This window comes from Campylobacter sp. RM9328, from assembly GCF_012978615.1.
On record NZ_LIWF01000015.1, the window covers coordinates 1 to 22,936 of the forward strand.

Below are 22,936 nucleotides of genomic sequence, written 5' to 3' on the forward strand. Positions count from 1 at the left end.
GAACCTCCACGCCGTGAAGCACCAGATCCTAAGTCTGGCGTGTCTGCCAATTTCACCACATCCGCAAGAAAGAAATCGTAGTTTATCTAAAATAAACTTAAATAAACCAAAAATGGTACGCCCATCAGGATTCGAACCTGAGGCCTACGGCTTAGAAGGCCGTTGCTCTATCCAGCTGAGCTATGAGCGCATATGAAATAACGTGGCGCGCCCGATAGGAGTCGAACCCATAACCTACAGATCCGAAGTCTGTCGCTCTATCCAATTGAGCTACGAGCGCCCAAAATGGGGTGAGTGATGGGAATCGAACCCACGACCCTCAGGACCACAATCTGATGCTCTAACCGACTGAGCTACACTCACCATTTCAAAGTGGTCGGGGTGAAAGGATTCGAACCTTCGGCCCTCTGGTCCCAAACCAGATGCGCTAACCAGACTGCGCTACACCCCGCCTGAGTTGTGAGCATTTGCCACTACCTCATTAAAAAGCGCTATTTTAGCTAAAAAGTATTTTAATGTCAATAAATTTACGCTTAAAGTAATCAAAATATTTTTATCAAATTTTCTACTTTGAGCATTATAATTCAAATTTCAATAGCCATCACCTTTCATTTTACGTTTTAACACATAAACACTAACACAAGCAAAGCACAAGGCCGTAAAATAGACATTTATAAACATCGCTATCCAGATATGCTCTATCGTGCCTTTTAAAACATAAATAACCGTACTATAGGCAACGCTTTGCAAGATCAGTTGCCTTGTTGCGTTTAATACAAAAACCATTTTTGGCTTTTTAACCGCTTGAAGAACGCTTCCTGAGATATTCATAACGCCATAGCCTAAAAAGCTAAAAGCGCTAATTAGCAAGTAACCCTTAGCAATTGCCGTGGCGCTGTCATTTATGTCAAAAAATGAAATAACCCTAGGTGCGACAAATATCAAAAACATTGCCGCAAATACAAAAAGTAAAAGCAAAATTTTAATCGCATTTTTATAACAAAGCAAAACGCGATCGTGCTTTCTTGCTCCGTGGTTACGAGAAACGATACTCAAAACTGCCGCAGCGATACCGATAGTAGGAAGAGTGGTAAGCTGCTCGATACGAAGTGCTACACCATATCCTGCAACAGCATCAGTGCCGTAGTAGCTTATAAATTTAAGCAAAACAAGACCGCCAAGCGACATTGAAAGATAGTTTAGGCAAGCAGGAAATGCTTGATTTAAAATTTTTTTATAAATTCTAATATCAGGCAAGAAATTTCTCATATTTTCAAAATTTATCATGCCACTTTTATATGTCTTCTTAAATAAAAAAATACATCCCATAAACTGCACAAACGCAGTAGAAAAAGCAATACTTGCGACTCCCAAATTTAACATCTTCACAAAAATGAAACAAAGCCCAATGTTTATAAAAACACCAAAAAATAGCCAATTTCTAAGGCTTTTTGTATCGCCAAGAGCAATCAAAATACCGTTAAAAGCCTTTATAGATAAGAAAAACGGCGAAGCGACAAATATCACTCGTATATACTCAAGCGCTTCTGTTAAAAACTCCTCATTTGCTCCTAAAAATACAAGAAATTTAGGCGCTACCGCATAACCCAAACTCCCCATAAAAATAGCAAATATCAATACAAAAACCGCCCCTTTTTGGGCGTAAATTTTAGCTAAAAAGAGCTTGTTGGCCCCAAGTGCATTGCCGATAAGCGCCGATAATGCCGAACCAAAACCAAGCCCCATACCGACAACGCTAAGATAGAGCAAAAAGCTCATGGAAAGCCCCGCCGTAGCTGAAGTTGAAATTTTAGCAGCAAAAAATGTCCCGGTAGCATTATAGATAGTATTAAAAAGCATAGCTAAAGCCGCTGGAGTAGAAAGAGATACGATGAGTTTGTTTATAGGGTCTTTTGTGAGGTTCATGGTTTAATTTTAAAGGCGGAAAAACCGCCTTTTACTATAAATTTTAATGTTTAATTTGCTCTTGTTTTTTTCTAGCATATATATTGATAAGCTCAACCGATAACGAAAATGCCATCGCAAAATAAATATAGCCTTTTGGCACGTGAAGTCCAAGTCCTTCTCCAACTAGCGTAAAACCGATAAGGATCAAAAATGCTAGAGCCAAAATTTTAATAGTCGGATTATTATCAACAAAGTCAGAAATAGACTTTGAGGCAAACATCATCACTCCAACAGCTATAATAACAGCTAAGATCATGATCTCGATATGATTTGCCATGCCAACCGCAGTAATAACACTATCAAGAGAAAATACAATATCCAAAATACCAATCTCAATAATAGTTAAAGTAAATCCCGCCGCTTTGACGATCTTTTCTTCATGCTGCTCACCTACGACATTTGAGTGAATTTCAAGGGTTGATTTGGCTATTAAAAACAAGCCGCCGATAATTAGCACCAAGTCTCGCCCCGTTATCGTAAAGTCAAACACACTAAAGAGCGGCTTTGTAAGCTTCATGATCCAAAATAACGAAAGAAGAAGCAAAATTCTAGTAATCATCGCAAATGCAAGACCTATAATACGCGCCTTATCTCGCTGATGCGCGGGCAACTTGCCTACAAGGATCGCTATAAAAATGATATTATCTATACCCAAAACTATCTCAAGCCCCGTAAGCGTCAAAAGCGCTATCCACGCCTCGGGTGAACTCATCCATTCAAACATCTTTTTCCTTATGGTTTAAATTTAAAAACGCGATTATACATCAAACAAGTAAATTTATAGCGATCTGATGTCTTCTATAAGACTTAAAACTTCCTCTTCTTTACTAGCCCAACTCGTGCAAATTCTAATAAAATTTCGTCCATCAGGCAATTTGTAGAAAAATGCAAAGATGTATTTTTTACTTAAAATTTCAAGCCACTCGTCGCTTATCGCGAAAAATTGCTGATTTGTCGTGGAATTTGCCATGACCTCTACACCCTTTTCTTCAAAGGCTTTTCTTATCATAAGCGCGTATTTGACGGCATCTTTGCAAATTTTAAAATAAAGTTCATCAGTAAATAACGCATCAAACTGAACACCTAGCATCCTGCCTTTAGCCAAAAGTGCGCCACGTTGCTTCATGATATAGCGAAAGTCACGCTTTAAAGCGTCGTTAACGATAACAACTGCCTCGCCAAATAACGAACCGCACTTAGTTCCTCCTATGTAAAACACATCGCATAAATTTGCGATATCTTTTAAGCTAACATCACAGTATTGGCTCATCAAACCATAACCAAGTCTTGCTCCGTCGATAAAAAGCGGTAAATTTAACTCTTTGCAAACTTCATAAAGTCTTATTAGCTCCTCTTTTGTATACAGTGTGCCGCTTTCAGTTGGAAATGATATATAAACCATGCCCGGCTGGACGGTGTGACCTCTTGACGGGTCGATCTTATGTTGCATGTAGCACTCTTTTACCTGCTCGGCTGTGATCTTGCCATCTATCGCATCCAGTGTTAATACCTTGTGCCCACCAGCCTCTATCGCCCCTGTTTCATGTACCGCGATATGACCGCTATGGGCCGAGATAACACCTTGATGTGGGCGAAGTATGGATGTGATAACGGTTGAGTTAGTTTGCGTACCGCCGATTAAAAAATGGACCTGTGCATTTGGTTGTGCGCATGCCTCTTTTATCTTTTGCGCTGCGCTTTGACAGTATTTATCATCCCCGTATCCTAACGTCTGGTCTTCGTTTGTAACGATCAAGCTTTCTACAACCTTTGGATGTGCTCCACTTGCGTAATCACACTGAAAATACGTCATCTACTTCCTTTATTTTTCATTTTTAGATAAAATTTTTATTATACTTTCGGGTAAAATTTCATGCTCTAAAGCGTGAATTTTATCCTCCCAGGCTTCAAAACTCATTTGATTTTCGCGTTCAAAAGCTCTTTGCGCGATGATCTTACCACCGTCTAACTCCTCGCTAACCCAATGCACGCTAACACCGCCTACTTGCATATCGCTCTCAAAGCTCTCTTTGATGGCGTGAGCACCCTTAAATAATGGCAAAAGCGATGGGTGAAGGTTGATGGCTTTGATCTTAGAAGTAAAAACACTTGTTAAAATTCGCATAAATCCAGCCAAAACAACCAGATCAACATCGTATTTTTCAATCTCCTTTACAAGAGCAGTGTCGAATTCTTCACGCGAGTTAAAATTTTTATTTTCTATAATAACGCTTTCAAGCCCGTATTTTCTTGCTCTTTGTACGCCGTAAGCGTCGGCTTTATTTGATAAAGTAAGCACGACCTCAAGCTTAACGCCGTTAAAAATTTTCCCATGAACCTTGCTTAAAATCGCCTCTAAATTTGACCCTGATCCACTAAAAAGTATGGCTATTTTTTTCGTAAGCATTTTACCCCCTTTATGATATCTTTTGGACTTAGCGCGTAGTTGGCAGCCTTAAATTTGCGAGCAGATAAAGCATGAGCCAAGCTAGCCGTTATCGCCGCATCAAGCGGAGTGTAGCCTTGCGCCAAAAGCCCTACTATAAGACCCGAAAGCACATCTCCACTACCGCCCTTTGCTAGTGCGCTCGTGCCGTATCTCATGACGTAAATTTTACCATCTTGCGCGATTATCGTATTTGCACCTTTAAGTAAGAGGACGCATTTAAATTCAAGGCTAAATTTCCTAGCCAAACAAAAGCGATCCTCTTGTATCTTGCCAACCTCAAGCTCCCCAAATCCAGCCAAATTTAAAAGCGAGCTAAACTCTTTGGGATGAGGCGTGATAACTATATTTTTGTTTGCCCTTAAAAGCTCTATCGTGCGAGGCTCGTGGCACATATCAGCGTCTAAAACAAGCGACTTGCACTTAAGCACTTCAAAATCAAGCTTTTGTATCCCTTGTTTGCCAAGTCCCATGCCAACGGCTCCGGCATTCATTTTCTCGCTTACATCCTTGCTTTGCATTAGCTTATCATCAAGCGTTAAAATCTTCTCATCGCTTATCACACTAACAAGCCCTGCGCCCATCGCACTAGCGGCTAGTGCCGACATCCTAGCCGCACCCTCATGCTCGCCTACCATAACAAAAATATGGCCGAAATTTCCTTTATTTACATTTTTATCATCCCTAAATGGAAGTTTCATATCGGATTTTTCAAGTAAGAAATTTTGTGTTTGTGTTTGGAAAATTTTATCACTAACGCCAAGCCTGGCAACTTTGATCTTACCGGTGAAATTCTTTGCCGCATCAGAGTAGAGCCCTAGCTTTCTAGCTCCCATGGTTACGGTAACATCCGCCCTAAAACATGCCCCTAAAATTTTACCGTTTTTATCTAGTCCGCTTGGCACGTCGCAGGCTATTTTATAAGATTTTATATCATTTAAAGCATTGATTATCTCAATATACCCATCGTCTAGCTCCCTGCTTAGTCCCGAGCCGAATATTCCATCTATCACGCATTTTATATTTTGCTTTTTTGTCGGTATAAATTTGTCGTCTTTTATCAAATGAGTGCTGCTTTTAAAGCCTTCTATCTCGTAAATTCTTTTAACGCCGACCTTTTGCGCGGCTAAAAATTGCTTTTTGGCTAGCTCTCCAAGCTCCTCTTTGCAAAGAAAAATTTCCGTATCATAATCTCCGTAAAGCATTCTAAGCGCGGCTATCACATCGGCACCGTTATTGCCGCTACCTGCTACGCCTAAGATTTTAGAGCCTTTTTTAAATTTCTTTCTTATTAAATTTGCTATCTTACTAGCAGCATTTTCCATTAAAATTTCGCCACTAAGTCCTAGCTCCAGCGTCGCTCGTTCATCAAGTTCGTTTGTTTGGACAAATAGCTTTTTCACTCTAACTCCTTGCTCTAAAGCTTAAAGCCTCTAAGATATGTGCTTTTTGTATAAGTTTACTTTGCTCTAAGTCAGCAATACTTCTAGCCACTTTTAAAACCTTTTTTATGGCACGTTGCGAGAGATGATATCTTGATACAGCAGTGTTTAAAATCTCTTTTGCTACATCATCGCAAAGACAAAACTTAGCAATATCAGCGTCGCTTAGTTTGCCATTTAGCTCCGCTTGCCCGCGCATTTTTTGAAATTTAAATGCCTTTAAGACAAGATCGCTCATCTGTTTTGAGGTGATATCACTGCGGTCGTCTTTACTAACTTCTTCCATTTGCACGTATAAATCCATGCGGTCAAGTATAGGCTCTGAGAGTCTAGATTTATAGTTTTTTATCTCGTTTTCACTACATCTGCAGTTTAACTCCTGTGAGAGTAAATTTCCGCAAGGGCATGGATTAAGAGCAGCCGCAAATAAAAATTTAGTATCGTAAGTTATCTTAGAATTTACGCGCGAGATATGAATTTTATGATCTTCTAGTGGTTCGCGAAGACTTTCGATGATCTGTTTTGGAAAGTGAACAAACTCATCAAAAAAAAGCACTCCGGCATTTGCAAGAGCTGCTTCTCCGATCTTTGCAACACTAGATCCTCCGCCAAATATCGAGCTTTTGGTGCTTGTGTGATGAGGCGCTCTAAAAACCCTAAGAGCGCTAAATTCGCTATCTTGTAAACTTAACGAACGATATGCGGCAGTGTTTAAAATTTCACTTAAACTTTGCGGTGGAAGTATGTAAACAAGTCGTTTTGCACACATACTTTTGCCACATCCGGGGCTTCCTTCAAAGATGATGTTGTGCATGCCGACTGCCGCGATCAAGCAAGCTCTCTTTGCTCTACTTTGCCCCAAAACATCACTAAAATCAAGCTCAAAATTTTGATTAGGAACATAGCTTTCGCCGTTTATATCAATTACGTTTTGAAAGAGAGGATGTGAGTTTTTAAAAACACAACTACTTGCAAACTCGTCATCTTGAAAAAAATTTATAGCTTCTTTTAAATTTGATACGCCGTAAATTTCAAGATTTGGTATCATTGAGGCTTTTTGCGCTATCTCGTGTGGCACAAGCACTTTTGCCCTGCTAACGCTTGTACTTAAAAACAATAAAATGGAAAATAAATTTGCGGTATTTTTAATACTTCCGTCAAGTCCAAGCTCTCCAAAAACAAAAATTTTATCAAGATTTGGCGATTTTTGAAGGGCTATCAAAAGAGCGATGGCAAGGTCAAAATGCGAGCCAGACTTAGGAAGGTCTGACGGAGATAAATTTATGGTGATTTTTTGTGCGGGAAAGCTAAAATTTAACGCAAGAAGTGCGGCTTTAACTCGCTCTGCACTCTCTTTTATGCTAGCACCCGCAAGTCCCACTATGCTAAATCCAGGAAGCCCTCTTGAAAATGTTGATTCTACTTCAATTATCTTTAGACCGTCGCTATATGCGGCGCATTTTAGAGATTTCAACATCTTCCTTTCTTGGTAAATTTCAAAGTCCGCCTTAAATTTAATATCTAAAATTTAGATATTTTAAGGCTATTTGTCATCTTGATGGCGAATTTTTCGCTCGGATTTATTTTTGGTAGATGAAGTTTTTTGCGCTTCTTTGTATTCTTTATCAAATCTCTTTCGCTTATTAAAGCCTATTTTCTCTATAAAAAGATGACCTTCAAGATGGTCGTTTTCGTGTTGAAGCGCGATCGCTAAAAGCCCGTCGGCTTCGATGCTTTGAGCATTGCCAAAACGATCTTGATACGATACTTTTACAAATTCCGCTCTCTTTACATCCTCGTAAAAACCAGGAACGCTAAGACAACCCTCTTGATAGACGCATTCGCCCTGCTTTAGCTCAAATTTGGGATTTATCACTTCAAGTAGATCTGTCTTATCCTGGATACCCTCTTCATTTACTAAATTTATGATCAAAACACGCTTTGCAACGCCCACTTGTATAGCAGCTAGACCTATACCCTCTTTTGCTATCATGGTTTCATACATATCATCAAGTAGCTCATGTAACTTCTCGTCAAATTCAACTACTTCAGAAGAGACTTCGTAAAGTTTTTTGTTTGGATAAGATAAAATTTCTAAGATCAAAATTACTCCGATTCGTTAGTTAAAAATACAGGCTGTTCATCTGTGCTGTTTTCGTATAATTTATCTAATGCTCTTGATACGGTTTCTTCTATGGTTTTGTTTTTTGAAAGCAAGCTGGCCACGATCTGAACATCGAGTTTATACTCGCTATCACCTAGCCTACAAGGAACATTTGAAAGCATAGAAGCTATCCTGCTACACGCAAGCTTTGCGCCGTTTTCGTCTGTGTATTTCATAACCATAGCAAAACAGCCATCTCCGTAATGAGCCACTATATCGCTTCTTCTTGATGTTCTTAGCAAAAGTTGAGCGATGGTTTTAAAGATATTATTTTGCTCTTTTAGGCTTTTTACTTGGCCTAAAAATTCGTCCCTAACCTTTAAAAATAAGAATGATGAGTTATATCCGTATCTTTTAACCGCATCTATCTCATCTTGAAGCGTTGATATAAAGAATTTTTTATTATAAACATCATAGGCTATGTCGTGTATCGATCTTTCTTCGATGACTTTAAACATCTTGCCGATCTCTTCGTAGTTAGCCTTTATAACCTCAATATGCTTATCCATTAGGTTGTTTAACTTTGAGAGATCGGAGTTAAAGCCATTTAAGACATTTTGGACGGCAAGTAAATTTACGTTATTATCAAGGCTATCGACATGCCTACGCATGATGCCTTTCATAACGTTTAAATTTTTATATATGAGAGCTATAGACTGAAGCATGCCTTTTATCTGCATAAGACTTTGTCTAACTTCTTTTTCTATGCGAAAGTTACTCTCGATATCTTTTGCTACGCCTTCGTGTTGCGACTGTATAGCCTCGCCGACATGTTTTTTAAATTCTTCCGGCTGATCATCAAGCATCTTTTCAAAATATATAAGATAATTGCTTGGGATAGAGGGGACATTATCGGCGGCTAATCCTCGCAAAACGCTTTCTGAAAATTCGTTTATATCGTTTTTCTTTTTCAGCCCCGGTCTTCTAATGGCCATTTTATTTTCAGGGGCGGGAGCACTATCTATCTTTATCATAGCCTTTTCCTATTTAAAGCTTTTCTCCAAAATTTTATCGATAAGACCATAATCTTTAGCTTCTTGTGCGCTCATAAAAAGATCTCGTTCGGTATCTTTTGCTATTTTTGATAACTTTTGACCGGTATTTTTAGCCAAAGTATCGTTTAAAATTTCTTTCAAGCGTAAAATTTCACGCGCGTGAATTTCTATATCGGTTGCCTGACCTCTAGCACCGCCTAAAGGCTGATGTATCATTATACGTGAATTTGGTAAAGCATATCTTTTTCCTGGAGCACCGCAACTTAACAAAAACGCACCCATAGATGCTGCTTGACCGATACAAATCGTGCAAACGTCAGGCTTTATATAGTTCATCGTATCATATATACTAAATCCGCTAGTTATAACACCACCGGGTGAATTTATATATAGGTATATATCTTTTTCAGGATCTTCTGCTTCTAAAAACAAAAGCTGAGCGACGATAGAAGCAGCCATGCCGTCTTCTATCTCTCCGCTTAGCATAACGATCCTATCTTTTAACAAGCGAGAGTAGATGTCATAACTTCTCTCACCCCTGCTTGTTCTCTCAACTACGACAGGAACATAATAGCTCATTACTCAGCCTTCTCTTTTTTGGCTTTTTTATCCTCTTTATTAAACATTTCGTTAAATAATTTCTCTTCGATCATTGACATTTTTATAGCAGGAAGCATACCTTGCGCTCTATACATCTCAAGGTGTTGTTTAGGATCACGTCCACTTCTATAAGCTTCAAAATACACAGCTTGAACAACTTCTTGGTCGCTGATTTTTACATTTCTAACACGAGCTAGCTCATCAATAATAAATGTCAAGCGAACACTTTTTTGAGCATCTTCGCGGTATTCGTCACGCTTTTTAACAACTGCATCACGATCTTCTCTAAATGTTTTCATCTCTTCTTCGCTAAAACCAGCCCATGCGTTTCTAAACTGCATATCTATCTCTTGCTCAACGATATTTTTTGGTATATCAAAATGGAATTTCTCAACTACCGCTTCTGCAAATTTAGGCTTTAACTCTTCGCTTATAAGGTTAAAAATTTTCTCTTGGCGAATTTGGTCTTTTATACGCTCTTCAAGTAGCTCTTCGGTTGGATTTTCCTCGTTTGGCATTATAGCTTTTAGTGTTTGCTCATCTATATTTTCAGGCACTTTGCGCTCTTGGATCTCAAGTAGTTTTACTTTAAACACCGCAGGTTTGCCGGCTAAATGAGCAGCACCGTAATTATCAGGGAATTTTACCTCAACATCGCACTCTTGTCCTACTTTTAGACCCACCATGCCATCTTCAAAACCAGGGATGAATTGACCAGAGCCTATCTCAAGCACGTAGCCTTCGGCCTTACCGCCGTCAAACGCTTCACCGTCAACAAAGCCCTCAAAGTCAAATTTAGCAAAATCCCCATTTGCAAGCTCTCTATCAGCTTCTACTTTTTCAAGTGGAGCCATCATCTTTAAAAGCTCGTTTTTCTTCTCGTCGATATCTTTTTTAAGCACGCGTGGAGTTGCAAAATCAGGTATAAGCTCCTCATATCCACTTACATCTACATTTGGTTTGAAAGAAACAGTCATCTCTACATCAAGGCTATCGTCGTTTTTATCAAATTTAGAAACACTTGGCTCGCCGATGATATCGTCTGCTTTTTTACCAGCTTGCTTTACTGCTTCATTTACTATATCTCTTAAAATCTCTTGCTCAGCGTCGCCTGTTAGTTCTTTTTCATAGCGTTTTAATACAACAGCGGTAGGAACATGTCCTTTTCTAAAACCATCCACTTTCATGCTTTTAGACGCTTGTTTAGCTAGTTTTTCAACCTTAGCTTTAACTTCGTCGTTTGATACTTTTGCGTTTACTTCTACGTTAACGCTATCAAGTTGTTTTGAGTCGATTTGCATTTATTTCCTTTTATTTACAAAAATTTAGTCTAAAATATATCAAATTTTTCCTTATTTATAGTATAAATTACTAAATTTTATAGATCACAAAGGCGTTTTTATATAAAATGATCTTTTAAAAATTTTGGAGAATTTTATGCAAGAAAGTTTTGAAAACTCAGTAAAAAATATACTACAAATCATCGGAGAAGATACAAATCGCGAGGGGTTACTTAAGACCCCTGAACGCGTCTATAAGGCGTTTAAATTTCTAACCAGCGGCTACGAACAAGACCCAAAAACAGTATTAAACGATGCGCTTTTTACAAGTTCAAACAATGAAATGGTGCTTATTAGAAATATCGAATTTTACAGCCTTTGCGAACATCACCTACTTCCTATAATCGGCCGCGTACATGTGGCATATATACCAAACGGTAAGGTTGTGGGGCTTTCTAAAATTCCTCGCATGGTAAATATCTATGCCAGAAGACTTCAGATCCAAGAACAAATGACCGAGCAAATAGCTCAGGCTCTTGAGGAAGTTATCGCGCCAAAAGGCGTGGGTGTAGTTGTCGAGGCTAGACACATGTGTGTTGAAATGAGGGGCGTGCAAAAGATAAATTCAACCACTACCACGTCGGCTCTTCGCGGATGTTTTATCAAAAACGAGGGCACTAGACGGGAATTTTTCTCGCTTATAAACTCACCAAGGGAAACTCACTTTTGAGCTTAGAACGCCTAAAATCAAAGCTAAAAAACGACAATATCTCTCTTTCTAACACCTTTGGCGTTATAACAAAGATAACTGCTACAACCATACAAATAACCGGACTTCGCCCAAGTATCGGAGATATCGTCCGTATCGTTGCAAAAGATAAAAGCAAAAGCGAAATCGGCATGGTTACACAGATAAAAACCGGCGAGGCTTACGTCAGCCCGTTTGGTTTTGTTGAGGGTTTTAAGATAGGCGACTTTGTCTATGGCAGCGATCAGGGTATGAATATCCCGGTTGGCAAAGCACTGCTTGGGCGCGTAGTAGATCCGTTTATGCGTCCCATAGACGGCAAAGGAGCTCTTGATATGAGCGAATTTGCACCCATAATGAAATCCCCTATAGACGCTATGAAGCGAGGGCTTATAAACGAACCTTTTAGTGTTGGGATAAAGAGTATAGACGGTCTTTTAACATGCGGTAAAGGGCAAAAACTTGGAATTTTTGCAGGTTCTGGGGTTGGCAAAAGCACGCTAATGGGTATGATAGTAAAAAATACTCAAGCGCCCATAAAAGTAGTAGCACTTATCGGAGAGCGCGGACGCGAAGTGCCTGAATTTATAGAAAAAAACCTAGGTGGAGATCTAAGCGGAACAGTTATCGTCGTGGCAACCAGCGATGATAGCTCACTTATGCGAAAATACGGTGCATTTTGCGCAATGAGCGTGGCTGAGTATTTTAAAGAGCAAGGCAACGATGTGCTTTTTATCATGGATAGCGTAACCCGTTTTGCCATGGCACAACGAGAGATCGGGCTAAGCCTTGGCGAACCGCCGACCTCAAAAGGATATCCACCAAGCTCGCTTACGCTACTTCCTCAACTCATGGAGCGCGCAGGCAAAGAGGAGGGCAAGGGCTCGATCACGGCATTTTTTACAGTGCTAGTTGAGGGCGATGATATGAGCGACCCTATAGCCGATCAAAGTCGTTCGATACTTGACGGACATATCGTGCTTAGCCGCGAGCTAACAGACTTTGGAATTTATCCGCCAATAAATATCCAAAACTCCGCCTCTCGCGTCATGGGCGATGTCATAACCAAAGAACATCGTCAAAATGCCATGAAATTTAAACGTCTTTATTCACTCCTAAAAGAAAATGAAGTCCTGCTTCGTATCGGCGCATATCAAAGAGGTAGCGACAAGGAGCTTGACCTTGCTATATCTAAAAAAGAATACATGGAAAATTTCTTAAAACAAGACTCTGACGAGGCTTTTGAATTTGAAAAAACACAGGAAATTTTAGCACAGATAAATAGTTAAAAAGCCTTTAAATTTCGACTTTTTACAAATTTTACTTGGCTAAAAACAATTGCCGTTAAAGGAAAAAATATGGAAATTTTGCACGCAACACAAGATGACTTGGCAAAGATAACGGAAATTTACAACCAAAATATAGCCACCAAAAATGCAACTGCCGACCTAACTCCCGTTAGTATAGCTTCGCGCCAAGAGTGGTTTGACGCGCACTCTAAAACTCGTCCGATATTTGTCCTAAAGCTTGAAAACAGCGTTGTTGCGTGGGGAAGCTTTAGCGACTTTTATAAGAGGTCTGCCTATGATATAACCGCGGAAATTAGCATTTATGTTGACAAAAATGCTAGGCAATCAGGAATTGGCTCAAAGCTACTTGCTTTTATGCTTGATATCGCTCCAAGCCTTGGCATAAAAACTATCTTAGCCATTATCTTCGCTCACAATAAACCAAGCATCTCGCTTTTTAATAAATTTGGCTTTGAAAAATTTGGACTACTGCCACAAGTTTGCGACATGCAAGAATTTATCGCCGATGTTTTGATAATGGGCAAAAGAGTATAAAAGTAAGGCTATAAAAGTCCTACTTTTTTATCTTCGCCAAATGCCGAACTTAGCTCACGATCGATTGTTGTTTTAAAGTCGTTAAAGGTAAAAATTCCATCATCTCTAGCTGCGACTTTTAGTGCTGTGTTTTTTAATACTAGAGCGATTTGCGCGCCGCTTAAATTAAACTCCGCTAATTTTTCTATATCAAAATTCTCTTCAAAGCTTGCATTTTCGGGTAAAATTTTACGCCAAATGGCAAGTCTAGCTTTAAAATCAGGCTTTTTAAATTCTATCTTATAGTCAAATCTTCTTGAAAACGCACTATCAAAGCTTTGCAAAAAATTTGTCGTAGCTATCAAAACACCTTCAAATCTCTCAATCTGCTCTAAAAATATATTTTGCATTTGGTTATACATTTTTTCGGTTCCGCTACCGCTTTCTACACGTGCGCTTAAAAACTGGTCAGCCTCATTTAAAAGCAACACGGGCTCACTCTTGCTTTTTTTGCAAATTTCTTTGTATGTGTCAAAAATTTTTCTAACATTTTGTTCGCTTTCGCCAACATATTTACTTAAAATTTTAGAGCAGTCAAAACTTAAGATCTGCTTCTTAAGGCTTTTTGCAAGCCCCATCGCACTCATGGTTTTACCGGTGCCGGGCTCTCCGTAAAATACGATCTTAGCGTCTATGCCGCGACGAGTTTTTATGCCCCAACTAGAAAGCCTTGCAAGGACTTTTTTATCAAGTTGTTTTAGTATAGCATTAAGAAGCTCTTTGGTATTGTCACTTAACACAACATCGTCTATGCTTGAGCTTGGCTCTATGAGTTCAAAAATTTCTTGCTCTTTTACAAGACTTTCAAGCTTAAGTTTTTTGCTTACTTTTTCGCTTTGCGGGTGCATTATGCTTTGCAAAATCTCTTCGTTGATAAAGAAATTTCTACTAACATTGCCAAAGGCGTTTAATACCTCATCATACTCTATCAAGCCGTTTTCGATAAGCCTTGCGCCCTCTTCGAGCAAAGATCTGTTTTTTATACGTTCAAATTCATTGTCACTTACGAGACTCATGAGTGTATTTAGGTCGCGACCGTTTTCAAAATCCCCTGCATACTCCTCTTTTAAAAGAGCTAAAAATATCAACTGTTCTTTTGGTTCAAGTGCATTTTCTTTAAAAATTTGCTCTATTTTTATAGGTGTTTTGCTAAGTTCCATGCGCTCTTTTATACGGATCTCAAGCTCGCCTATCTGCTGTTTTATGCGGATTTTTGCATCTTTGGCTTCGTTTTGAAACATTGAAATTTTAGCATAAAGCTCTATACGCAAGAACTGATCTTTTAGATATTCTAAATGATCTTCATACGCACTTTGACTTGGAAGTTCTATGCTGATATTTCCATCTTGTAAAATTTTTAAAAACGACGGCGAAAGTGAAATTTCACAGTGAAGCAAAGATAGCAAATTTATGTGATTTGTTTTTGTTATATTTTCCGAGCTTTTAAATATACTATAACTTTGTGCTATCCAACCATAATCCAGTAGTGACTTTATATCTTTAAGATGTTCGAGATGTTTAAAACTCTCAGACGTATAAACAGCGCAAAGCACGTCATATACGCTAATGCTAGCTATACCGTCTATATAAATTCTACTTAAATGTCTTAGAATTTTAGCTTCGTCGATATTACACTTTATAAGAGTATAAATTTTACTTTTTTTAATGTCGGAATTAAGAAAATCAAGCAAATACTGCACTAAATTTTATCCTTTATCTGCTCTTTTAAAACGCGTTTTAACACCTTGCCAGTAGCATTTCTAGGAAGCTCTTCGGCAAAGTAGATGTTCTTAGGTATTTTAAAATTCGCAAGGTGTTTTTTAAGATACGCTCGAACCGCTTTTTCATCAAGGTCCATGCCATCTTTTAACTGGATAAATGCCACAACTTCCTCATCTGCATGAGTGTCTCTAACGCCTATAACAGCTGCCGCCTCAACTTCGTCTAGTTTATAAAGCACCTCTTCGATCTCACGTGGATAGATATTTATACCCTTTGATATGATAAGATCTTTTTTGCGATCGACTATATAGATAAAGCCCTCGTCATCAACCTTACCAAGATCTCCGGTGCGCAACCAGCCGTTTAGTATCGTCTCATCATTTGCTGTTGGCAACCCAAGATATCCTTGCATAACACAATCACCCCTAACAATGATCTCGCCGATCTCGCCCACAGGAAGCTCCATCATCTCGTCATTTACGATCTTTACCTCATACCCATCAAGCGGCAGACCAACGCTCATAGGCTTTTGTTTATCAAATAAATTTGCCGCAACTATCGGAGAACACTCGCTAAGACCGTATCCTTCAACCAGTGTTGCGCGAGGGAATTTTAACTTAAAGTCGTCGATAGTTTGTTTTGCAAGAGGAGCTGCTCCGCTAACAAATAGACGAATGCGGTTAAACCAGCGAAAATACCAAGGGATTTTAGCCTTGCCGATGGCGGTATAGATGGCAGGAATTCCCAAAAACACGCTAACTCTTTTAAATAATGTCTGTTTAAGCACATTTGAAAACGGAAAAACTGACTTTACAAGCACCATAGATGCGCCGGTATATAGAGGTAAAAGTATCGTAGCTGTTAGCGTAAAGCTATGAAACATCGGTAAAAATACAATAAATCTATCGTTTTTCTTAACGACAAAACGACTATGGGCGCCCTCTAAATTTGAAAATATATTTCTATAATTTATCATCGCACCCTTTGGCTTGCCAGTAGTTCCGGAAGTGTAGATGATATGGACTATATCGTTTAATGTCGGGGACTTTGGTATACTTAGGAGGTATTTGTGATCTAGCATATCGTTAAATTTAACATTTCTTGTGCTTTTAGAGTAAAGGCTAGGGCTTGTGCTAGGATGGAGATTTACATCAAGATATACACTCTCGCCAAGCTCCTCATCCATGCCCTCATAACTGCTTGTATTTTGCAGAGCCTTTGGTATCTCGCCTATCCAAATTATCTTTTTAAGGCTTTCAAGCTCGTTTAGTTTGATAAGCTCTTTGCTTAAAGAACTTGAAGCGATAAGTATTTTAGCATCACAATCTTTTAAAATATAGCTAAATTCTTCATTTTTTAAGAATGTATTCATAGGCACGGCAACCGCACCGATAGCAGTGATAGCCAAATACGAGATGATAAATTCTTGCGAGTTGCTCACACACATCGCTACTCTATCTCCAAAACCGATCCCTACGGCTTGCAAATATGCTCCGACTTTATCCACACAGGCTTTAAGCTCACCGTATCTTAGCTTATCCTTATCATCAAATATCGCCACCGCTCTTGGATAATCCTTTGCGGCATCAATTAAAATTTTATAAAGATTTTGATACTTATACATCATGGTTGCACCTAGAATTTATATTTTAAACTTGTTCCTACGATCTGAACATCGGCTCTATCGATCTTACCCGAAGCCGTAGTTCCAAGACCTGTTGGCACTCCTACGACATTTTTTGAGCTTCTATCTTGATAAACATAGCCAAGTGCTATCTCGCAGTTATCTGATATTTTATAATTTATACCAAACGAATACGCCCTTGAGGTTGTGTTTGGCAGCTCAAGTCCTGTTTCTTGCGGTTTTGCAACATCTTGATCGTGAGCAAAACCAAACATTAGTCTTATTTTATCGGTTGCGTCATAAGCCACGCCAACGCGGTAAGTATTAGTATCTCTATACTTTCTTGTGCTTGGTCTGTCCATTAAATTTGCAAAAAATGGATTACTTTTATAGGCTCCGTCGGGATAATTAAAGTCATAACCCTTAAAACTTGACCAATAAGTCCTCTCAAGAGCTAGAAGTAATGTAAGGTCTTCGTGTTTATACGCCGTAGCTAAAACAAGTTGCGCAGGCAGTGGAATTTCCACCTTTACATAACCATTATAATTTGCGGCAGGGTTTGCAAATTTACCGTCGGCATCACCGTTTATAGTAAGATCTACTTTTGAGCGGTAAGTCGCGGCAAATGATAAATTCGGGATAGGTCTATATGTTATCGCGGCATTATAACCACCATCTATACTATCGCCCGTAAGCTCCCTTTTTCCAAGAGCACCATAGTCGTTTGCTACTCTGCCTTTACTATAAACAGCTCTTAAGCCCACTGCAACAGCTAACTGATCATTTATACGATGAGCAACGGTCGGATTTAGCTCAACAACTTGAAGTTTAAACCTATGCGCGCTAAATGCGGTAGCAGGATCATCCCAGCCCATGCCAAGAGCCGCAGGAACGGCAAGAGCTAAACCAAAACGCCAGTTTTCATAATATTCCGGCGATACGAAGTTAAAAGTGGTTGCAAGAGAGTCAAAATTTCTTGAGCGATATGATTTTCCATCGTTTGTATTAAGCCCTACTTCGCCGGTATGAAACCAGCCAACCGTGTTTTCAAAATTATGTCTAGGGTCTAAAAACATCATATTTGCCGGGTTAAAATACGCGGCATCCGCACCAAAACTCATCGCAACGTTACTAGCTAAAAGGCCAAGTGAGTCAGAACTTTGCTCGGGAATTTTATATGCTCCGCCGTAAAGCAAAGTACTAGCTACAACAACGCCTAACGCACCTTTTTTAAACATTTCTATCCTTTTGTAAATTTCTTAAAATTTCTATCTCGTCTTTCCAAATACTCTCATCAATAGTTTCAAGAATAAGCGGAATATCCTCTATGCGCTCATCATTTATGATATTATCAAAAGCGCTCATGCCTAAAAAGCCCTTTCCAAGGCTTTCATGGCGGTCTTTTTTGCACGCAAGGTCAAATTTAGAGTCGTTTAAATGCATGGCTGATAAAAAATCATATCCAACGATATTATCAAACTCATCCATTGTTTTTTTATATGCCTCGGGCGTTCTTAGATCATAGCCTGCGGCAAATGTGTGACAGGTATCAAGACAAACCCCAACCCTGCTTTTATCATTTATACGCTCTATCAAAAACGCCAAATGTTCAAATTTATAACCCAAATTTGAACCCTGACCGGCGGTGTTTTCTATGACAAGTTTGACATTTTTACTGCGTCTTATAGCCTCATTCATACACTCTACGATAAGACTTAAGCACTCGCTTTCACTTATCTCTTTTAGATGAGAGCCTGGATGAAAATTTAAAAGCTCAAGGCCAAGTTGCTCGACACGTTCGATCTCGTCCATGAAGGCATTAAAACTCTGCTCTCTTTTTATATCATCAAAATGACCTAAATTTATAAGGTAACTATCGTGAGGTAGGATGTGCTTGGGTAAAATTCCGGCGTCGATACAATTTTGCTTAAAGGCTTTTATGCTTTTGTCTTCAAGTGGTTTTGCACTCCATTGGCGCTGATTTTTAACAAAAAGTGCAAAAGCGTTTGCACCGATCTTTGCTGCATTTAAAGGCGCATTTTCAACTCCTCCGCTACTGCTGACATGCGCTCCGATATATCTCATTTTAACTCTTTGATTATGATTTTTACCTTATTTTGTGTATCTATAAATTTAACATAGTTGTCACAAACTTCATATTTTATTGAATTATTGCTTATATTTTGGTCAAATCCACATGAAGTCTGTATTACACCTTTGGAATTATAAATATGCTTTTTTTGCAAGATATCACTAAGAAAATTTTCATAATGCTCTTGCAAAAAGAATTTTCTATTAAATTCCAACTTATCATAGCAAGCACGATTTACACAAATTTGAGAGTTTATTTTGATGTTTGCGCTATTAACTCCAATACTATAAATTTGCAAATTTAAGCTATTTTTATATGCATGCAAAAATCCTGTGTCATTTATCTTCAACATGGGTGAGATTATGGTAACTTGCAATGCGTCCGATCTTTGCGGATTTAAGGTAGCACAGCCAAAAAAGACGATGCAAAAAATAGACAAAAATAGAAATTTTAAATAAATTTTATTCAAAAATAATCCTTTTATTTTATTTTAAGTAAATTTGATATATAATCCCAACTTCAAACCGACGGATGGCCCATTCGTCTAGCGGTTAGGACATCGCCCTTTCACGGCGGTAACACGAGTTCGAGTCTCGTATGGGTCACCACTTCTTAACTTTACTTCCAAATTTTAAATATCTTTATAAAACTTTATTTCAATTAAAAGTCCATAGGCTTTGGTTTTCCTAAGAAAAATCCCTGTCCATACTTGATGCCAAAAAATTTAACTTGTTCTAAAATTTCAGGCGTGCTTACAAATTCAGCTACTATTTTATAGCCTTGTTTGCTTGCAAAGCTCACGATAGTTTCGACCAAAACCCTTGCATTTTGATCAAACGGAAGTTTTTTGATGATAGAGCCGTCGATTTTGATATTATCTATATCAAGCTCTAAAATTCGGTAGTAGTTTGAGTATCCTGAGCCAAAGTCGTCGATAGAAATTTTACAACCATAACTTTTTACGCGCTTGATAAATAAATTTACCGTCGCATAGTCGCTAATCTCTTCACTCTCAAGCATCTCAAAGCAAATGTGGCTAGGGTTAGAGCAAAGTTTTAACTTCTCTTCAAGTAGCTCGCGCACTGATACATCGGCGATATCCGAGCTTGATAAATTCACGGAGAACGTATACTCCGGGTAACGCTCGACAAGCGAAAATGCGTGGAGTATAACTTTTTTTGTGATTTGCACATAAAGTTGCGTCTGCATAGCAACTTCCAAAAACTCTCCCGGATAGCGAATTTTACCGCTTTGATCCACTATACGAACCAAGACTTCATAAAATTTCGGCTCTTTTTCATCTTGTGATATATCATATATGCCTTGACATTCTACTATAACCATGTTATTTTCAAGTGCATACTCGATAAGTTGAGTTATCAACTGGTTTTTATAGTATTGTATCTCGATCGCGTCGTTTTCTTGATAGTAATAAACATCAGTTCCTAGATTAAGCGCTTGTTGGTTGGCTAGCACGGCTTGCATCAAGCGGTTTGTCTGCACCGTATCGGCGGCGAGCGAAACACCTATGACGATTTTTGGTCCTGGCAAGGTCTCGGTTTTGCCGTCTACTACGACATCGATCTTGTTAAAATCAAAATAATCCTTTATAAGCTCGATATCTCTAACAATAGTATCGCCGTAGTACCAAATATAAAACGCATCATCTTGAAAGCGGAACAACTCTGCGTTTATCTCGGAAGTATCAACGCAAAGCTTAAGCGTGTTAGCAAGAGCTTTAAGCATTGCGTCTATGATCTTTGTTTGGTAAAAAAACCTCAGCATTTTAAAGTTTCTAACGCTGATGCAAACGAGCATTCCGTCTTTACCTGCTTCTAGTTTTTCCGTTAGTGCGAAATAGTTACCAAAGCCTGTTAATTTATCCACGACAGACTGTGCCTTTACCTGCTCATTTTTTATCGTAAGTTCATTTAAGACTCTAGTTTCACGCGTCCTATCAAGCTTTATAGCAATAAAACCTTCGGGCTTAGACTTAAAGAAAAACGGTATAAATTTAGCCTTTTCATACACAAGCGAACCGTCTTTACATCTGCTTATCAGCTCTTCGGTCTCCCAAGGAAGTGCCTTTGTGACCGAATTTTTAATCGAGTCGTAAATTTCTGGTGTGTGCATGTATGATTTTAGTAAATTTGGATCCTTGCCTTTAACCTCTTTAAAGGCATAACCGGTCGTATCTTCAAATGTTTTATTTACGTAAAGTATGCGGTTGTTATGGTCGGTATGAACGATAGAGCTGTGATCGTTATCGATAGTTGTTTTTAAAATTCTTATACTTCTTTCGTCGTTTTCGATACGCCTTAATTGACGTATGATAAATCCCAAAAGGATAAAAAACATTATAAACGTAACAACCTGAAGTCTTTCAAAGCGCTCTAGCGAGCTTTGTCTCCACTCGATATGCTCTTTTTCAAAATCATCTATAAATTTATTTAGCTTTAGCTCATTGTTTTTATTTAAAATTTCATCTAGTTCGTAAGATAGGTTAAGTGCGTATTTGGCACTATTTATCATTTTGAGTATGTTTTGATCTTTTGGGAACATGCTAAAAAATAGATCAATATCAGCCTCTATCGACTTTGGCTTTTCGGCATTAAATGCGATTATACTTCTTAGTTTTAAAAACAATGAGTCAAAGTCTTGAAGTTCGTATTTTTTAGCCTCATGCTCGCCGATATAGATAAAAGACATTATGCTTGAGCTGATATAGTTTGACTTATCTATCAAAAGTTGTTTTTGCAAATAAAGCTCATCAAGCCCCTCTATCTTTGCCGAAAGATCGTAAAAACCTTTTGAAAGAGTTTTTGTATTTATCTCTTTTAGTGCTGTAAGTGCGGTGCTAAATTTCTTGATATCGTCGTTTAGTTTATCCAGACTTGACGAGAAGATATTATGCTCCAAGCCATTGTCTATGTCTTTATTTATAAGCTTTAAATTTAAAATTTCAGAGCTTATTTTATCATTTACAACAGAAACTTGGTTTAGTTTATATAGGTTAAACGAGCATATTAAAAATATTATTGTTATTAAAGATGTTAAAAATTTAATTAGATGCGGAGTCATTGATTATCCTTGGGACTTCCCCATCCAACGATAACAAAAAGCTATATATACTATCTAACTCTTCCTTGTTTATCGTGTATTGTAGTTGATGATGGCTTACCATCCTTATAACATCACGCAGATCTTCTATACTTCCGTCATATAGATACGGAGCGGTTCTAGCGATATTTCTTAGAGAAGGCACTTTATGAAGTCTTTTGTTTGATTTTTCATCCGCGTTTATGACACACGAGTTAGCATGTTTATGAAAATCCGTATCCTGAAGTAAATTTGAACCTAAATTTTTACCGTTATGGCATGCCATGCAACCTATCTTTTGAAAAAGCTCAAATCCCCGTTTTTCTTCGCTATTAAGCGCCCTGCTATCACCTAACAGATATTTATCAAATCTTGAATTTACGCTTGAGACGGATTTTTCAAATTCAACTATTGAGTCTACGATATGCTTAAATTTAATATCATCTTTATAGACTTTTCTAAATAAAATTCTATACTCCGGTATAGAGTTTAAGACATTCATTATCTGGTCTTCGTCTGAATTTAGTTCTGATCTTGAAGTGATAGACTCAACGACTTGATCGTATATATCTCGCTTTCGTCCATCACTGTAAAATATATAAGTAAAGGCTGCGTTTAAAACGCTTATAGGATTTAGCATGCCCTTTTGCGGACGCTCCCTGCTCGTGCCGCTTAGATCCCAGTAGAGGTTATGGCAACTTTCGCAAGACAAAGTTCCGCTTCTGCTTATGCGCTTGTCGAAAAATAACTTTTTGCCAAGCATGGCTTTTTCTTTGTCGTATTCTACTTTTACAAGTGGCGAAAATGATAGGCTATCTGCAAAAATAGACACCATAAAAAACATTAGTAAAAAAATTTTTCTCATGCTTTCTC

Annotated in this window: 21 protein-coding genes and 5 tRNA genes; 4 read left to right on the forward strand and 22 right to left on the reverse strand. The window is 38.4% G+C overall.

What is annotated here, in order from left to right; all coding sequences use genetic code 11:
• Window positions 1–113 precede the first annotated feature (113 nt).
• The 15 genes from CCAL9328_RS09135 to tig all read right to left on the reverse strand — a co-directional run bounded on the left by CCAL9328_RS09135 (window position 114) and on the right by tig (window position 10,916).
• A tRNA-Arg gene (locus CCAL9328_RS09135) sits at window positions 114–190 on the reverse strand.
• 13 nt (window positions 191–203) lie between these two features.
• A tRNA-Arg gene (locus CCAL9328_RS09140) sits at window positions 204–280 on the reverse strand.
• A gap of 6 nt (window positions 281–286) precedes the next feature.
• Window positions 287–363, reverse strand: a tRNA-His gene (locus CCAL9328_RS09145).
• A gap of 10 nt (window positions 364–373) precedes the next feature.
• Window positions 374–451: transfer RNA gene (locus tag CCAL9328_RS09150), tRNA-Pro, on the reverse strand.
• Window positions 442–588: a hypothetical protein gene (locus CCAL9328_RS09155; protein WP_170000494.1), complete on the reverse strand. Its 147-nt coding sequence runs from the start codon at window positions 586–588 to the stop codon at window positions 442–444. Before CCAL9328_RS09155 ends, CCAL9328_RS09150 begins: the two co-directional genes overlap by 10 nt.
• A 3-nt stretch (window positions 589–591) precedes the next feature.
• On the reverse strand, window positions 592–1,926 hold the full coding sequence (locus CCAL9328_RS09160; protein ID WP_170000495.1) for an MATE family efflux transporter: 1,335 nt from the start codon (window positions 1,924–1,926) through the stop codon (window positions 592–594).
• A 43-nt stretch (window positions 1,927–1,969) separates the two neighbouring features.
• The gene (locus CCAL9328_RS09165; RefSeq protein WP_169937946.1) at window positions 1,970–2,692 is read right to left on the reverse strand and encodes a TerC family protein; all 723 of its coding nucleotides are present in this window, start codon (window positions 2,690–2,692) and stop codon (window positions 1,970–1,972) included.
• 54 nt (window positions 2,693–2,746) lie between these two features.
• On the reverse strand, window positions 2,747–3,781 hold the full coding sequence (locus tag CCAL9328_RS09170; protein ID WP_170000496.1) for a threonine aldolase family protein: 1,035 nt from the start codon (window positions 3,779–3,781) through the stop codon (window positions 2,747–2,749).
• A 9-nt stretch (window positions 3,782–3,790) separates the two neighbouring features.
• The gene (purN, locus tag CCAL9328_RS09175) at window positions 3,791–4,375 is read right to left on the reverse strand and encodes a phosphoribosylglycinamide formyltransferase (protein WP_169972295.1); all 585 of its coding nucleotides are present in this window, start codon (window positions 4,373–4,375) and stop codon (window positions 3,791–3,793) included.
• The gene (locus CCAL9328_RS09180) at window positions 4,357–5,817 is read right to left on the reverse strand and encodes an NAD(P)H-hydrate dehydratase (RefSeq protein WP_170000497.1); all 1,461 of its coding nucleotides are present in this window, start codon (window positions 5,815–5,817) and stop codon (window positions 4,357–4,359) included. Before CCAL9328_RS09180 ends, purN begins: the two co-directional genes overlap by 19 nt.
• Before the next feature lies 1 nt (window position 5,818).
• On the reverse strand, window positions 5,819–7,330 hold the full coding sequence (locus CCAL9328_RS09185) for a YifB family Mg chelatase-like AAA ATPase (RefSeq protein WP_170000498.1): 1,512 nt from the start codon (window positions 7,328–7,330) through the stop codon (window positions 5,819–5,821).
• A 69-nt stretch (window positions 7,331–7,399) separates the two neighbouring features.
• Window positions 7,400–7,960, reverse strand: a complete 561-nt coding sequence (def, locus tag CCAL9328_RS09190; RefSeq protein ID WP_170000499.1) for a peptide deformylase — start codon at window positions 7,958–7,960, stop codon at window positions 7,400–7,402.
• Window positions 7,961–7,962: 2 nt separating this feature from the next.
• Entirely contained in the window at window positions 7,963–8,994 is a 1,032-nt protein-coding gene (locus CCAL9328_RS09195) for a GGDEF domain-containing protein (protein WP_169937934.1), read from the reverse strand.
• Window positions 8,995–9,003: 9 nt separating this feature from the next.
• On the reverse strand, window positions 9,004–9,594 hold the full coding sequence (clpP, locus tag CCAL9328_RS09200) for an ATP-dependent Clp endopeptidase proteolytic subunit ClpP (RefSeq protein WP_169937932.1): 591 nt from the start codon (window positions 9,592–9,594) through the stop codon (window positions 9,004–9,006).
• A complete protein-coding gene (gene tig / locus CCAL9328_RS09205; protein WP_170000500.1) occupies window positions 9,594–10,916 on the reverse strand; it encodes a trigger factor in 1,323 nt (440 codons plus the stop codon). Before tig ends, clpP begins: the two co-directional genes overlap by 1 nt.
• A 136-nt stretch (window positions 10,917–11,052) precedes the next feature.
• On the opposite strand from tig, the gene folE reads away from it, so the two are divergent.
• The 3 genes from folE (at window position 11,053) to CCAL9328_RS09220 (ending at window position 13,487) form a co-directional block, all read left to right on the forward strand.
• Window positions 11,053–11,625 (forward strand): GTP cyclohydrolase I FolE, encoded by a 573-nt coding sequence (gene folE / locus CCAL9328_RS09210; RefSeq protein WP_169937928.1) that lies wholly within the window; start codon window positions 11,053–11,055, stop codon window positions 11,623–11,625.
• Window positions 11,622–12,932: a flagellar protein export ATPase FliI gene (fliI, locus tag CCAL9328_RS09215; protein WP_169972298.1), complete on the forward strand. Its 1,311-nt coding sequence runs from the start codon at window positions 11,622–11,624 to the stop codon at window positions 12,930–12,932. Before folE ends, fliI begins: the two co-directional genes overlap by 4 nt.
• A gap of 69 nt (window positions 12,933–13,001) precedes the next feature.
• The gene (locus CCAL9328_RS09220) at window positions 13,002–13,487 is read left to right on the forward strand and encodes a GNAT family N-acetyltransferase (RefSeq protein WP_170000501.1); all 486 of its coding nucleotides are present in this window, start codon (window positions 13,002–13,004) and stop codon (window positions 13,485–13,487) included.
• Window positions 13,488–13,495: 8 nt separating this feature from the next.
• Here the strand turns inward: CCAL9328_RS09220 and CCAL9328_RS09225 are convergent, their stop codons facing one another.
• From CCAL9328_RS09225 to CCAL9328_RS09245, 5 genes are read right to left on the reverse strand one after another with little or no spacing between them, the layout of a single operon-like run.
• On the reverse strand, window positions 13,496–15,226 hold the full coding sequence (locus CCAL9328_RS09225; protein WP_170000502.1) for an AAA family ATPase: 1,731 nt from the start codon (window positions 15,224–15,226) through the stop codon (window positions 13,496–13,498).
• Complete coding sequence (locus CCAL9328_RS09230; protein ID WP_169937921.1) at window positions 15,226–16,875, reverse strand: fatty acid--CoA ligase; 1,650 nt, start codon at window positions 16,873–16,875, stop codon at window positions 15,226–15,228. The genes CCAL9328_RS09225 and CCAL9328_RS09230 overlap by 1 nt, the downstream gene beginning before the upstream one ends.
• Window positions 16,876–16,883: 8 nt before the next feature.
• Window positions 16,884–18,110 carry an OmpP1/FadL family transporter gene (locus CCAL9328_RS09235; protein WP_169937919.1) on the reverse strand — a complete coding sequence of 409 codons (1,227 nt, stop codon included), beginning with the start codon at window positions 18,108–18,110 and terminating at the stop codon, window positions 16,884–16,886.
• Entirely contained in the window at window positions 18,103–18,957 is an 855-nt protein-coding gene (nfo, locus tag CCAL9328_RS09240) for a deoxyribonuclease IV (protein ID WP_170000503.1), read from the reverse strand. Before nfo ends, CCAL9328_RS09235 begins: the two co-directional genes overlap by 8 nt.
• Window positions 18,954–19,433 carry a hypothetical protein gene (locus CCAL9328_RS09245; protein WP_228026626.1) on the reverse strand — a complete coding sequence of 160 codons (480 nt, stop codon included), beginning with the start codon at window positions 19,431–19,433 and terminating at the stop codon, window positions 18,954–18,956. The genes nfo and CCAL9328_RS09245 overlap by 4 nt, the downstream gene beginning before the upstream one ends.
• Before the next feature lie 64 nt (window positions 19,434–19,497).
• On the opposite strand from CCAL9328_RS09245, the gene CCAL9328_RS09250 reads away from it, so the two are divergent.
• Window positions 19,498–19,572 (forward strand) — tRNA-Glu (locus tag CCAL9328_RS09250).
• 52 nt (window positions 19,573–19,624) lie between these two features.
• On the opposite strand, the gene CCAL9328_RS09255 is transcribed toward CCAL9328_RS09250, so the two are convergent.
• Entirely contained in the window at window positions 19,625–22,045 is a 2,421-nt protein-coding gene (locus tag CCAL9328_RS09255) for a bifunctional diguanylate cyclase/phosphodiesterase (RefSeq protein WP_170000504.1), read from the reverse strand.
• Window positions 22,026–22,928: a cytochrome-c peroxidase gene (locus CCAL9328_RS09260; protein ID WP_169972304.1), complete on the reverse strand. Its 903-nt coding sequence runs from the start codon at window positions 22,926–22,928 to the stop codon at window positions 22,026–22,028. The genes CCAL9328_RS09255 and CCAL9328_RS09260 overlap by 20 nt, the downstream gene beginning before the upstream one ends.
• Between the last annotated feature and the right edge of the window lie 8 nt (window positions 22,929–22,936).